This window comes from Corallococcus llansteffanensis, from assembly GCF_003612055.1.
Classification (GTDB): domain Bacteria; phylum Myxococcota; class Myxococcia; order Myxococcales; family Myxococcaceae; genus Corallococcus; species Corallococcus llansteffanensis.
This window is the reverse complement of the sequence record NZ_RAWB01001027.1, coordinates 1-1,352: the sequence shown is the minus strand read 5'-3', so window position 1 is coordinate 1,352 and position 1,352 is coordinate 1. Positions and strand designations below refer to the sequence as shown.

At 73.7% G+C, this 1,352-nt stretch carries 1 protein-coding gene; it reads right to left on the bottom strand.

The features are described from left to right. On the bottom strand, positions 1-1,301 hold a 1,301-nt coding region (locus D7V93_RS43060; RefSeq protein WP_147451684.1), incomplete at its 3' end, for a serine/threonine protein kinase. Positions 1,302-1,352: the final 51 nt, after the last annotated feature.

Sequence of the window (1,352 nt, the reverse complement as noted above, 5' to 3'; positions counted from 1 at the left end):
GCGGCCGCCAGCGGCGCGGGCACCTCCATCGTCGGGTCGGTGGGCGGCTCGTGCGCGGCGTCATCCCCGCCGCTCCGGGCCGTGGGTGCCTTCCCATCTCCGCCGCTCCGGGCCGCGGGCGCCTTCGAGGTCGGCGCGTCGGGCGCGTCGTCGCTCAGGTGCACGGGCGGCTCTCGCAGCGCGGGCAGCGACGCGAGGCCAGGCGCGGGGGCTCCGGACGGGGGCGTGAGGGCGCTGCCGCACGCGGGGCAGAAGCGGCTGGTCGCGCTGGTGGACTGGCCACAGCGCGGACACGACACGCTGGAGGGCTCACGGCCCTGGGGCAGCACCGTCTCGCCGGTGGCCACGTCGCGCAGCCGCGCGAGCACCGACTCACCCACCAGCCGCGTCACCACCGCGGAGACGCCCTCGCCCTCCGCCTCCGGCACTTCGTCCAGGAAGGCCTGGAGCGCTCGCGCCACGTCCGCGCACCGCGCGAAGCGCTGCGAGGGCACGCGGTGGAGCATGCGCAGGATGATCTGCTCCAGCAGCGGCGACAGCCCCTCCACGAACTGCGAGGGCCGGGGCACCGCCGCCAGCGCGATGCGCCGCATCGCCTCCGCGGGGTTGTCCGTGTCGATGAACGGCCGGCGCGTGCACAGCTCCCACAGCACGACCCCCAGCGCGAACTGGTCGCTGCTGCCAGCGACGGGCTCGTTGCGCACCTGCTCGGGCGACATGTAGCGCAGCTTGCCCTTGAGCACGCCGGTGCGCGTGCGGCTGGCGCGGATGGTCGCCTTGGCCACGCCGAAGTCCACCACCTTCGTCACGCCGTCCAGCCGCACCATGATGTTCTGCGGGCTGATGTCCCGATGCACCAGCTCCAGCGACGCGCCCTGGCTGTCGCGCGCGTGGTGCGCGTGGTCCAGGCCCAGCGCCGCGTCGCGAATCAGCTGCGCGCACACCCGGTGGGGCAGCGTCGTACCGGCCCGCTGCGCCGCCCGCGCCAGCCGGCCCAGGTTCTCGCCCTCGATGTACTCCATGGCGATGTAGAACGTGCCCTGCCACGCGCCGACCTCGTACAGCGAGACGACGTTGGGGTGGTTCAGGTGCGCCGCGACCCGGGCCTCGTCGAGGAACATCTCCACCGAACCCTCGTGCTCCAGCAGGTCCGGCAGCAGGCTCTTGAGGATGACGGGGCGCTCGAACCCACTCACGCCCACCTGTCGCGCCAGGAAGATCTCTCCCATGCCTCCCACGGCCAGGCGGCGGAGGACCGCGTACCTGCCGAAGATGAGGGAAGACGGAGGAGCCGCGGACATGGTCGCGCGCCCACCGTACCTACCTGCCCCCGTCCCCCGCCAGTCCCACAC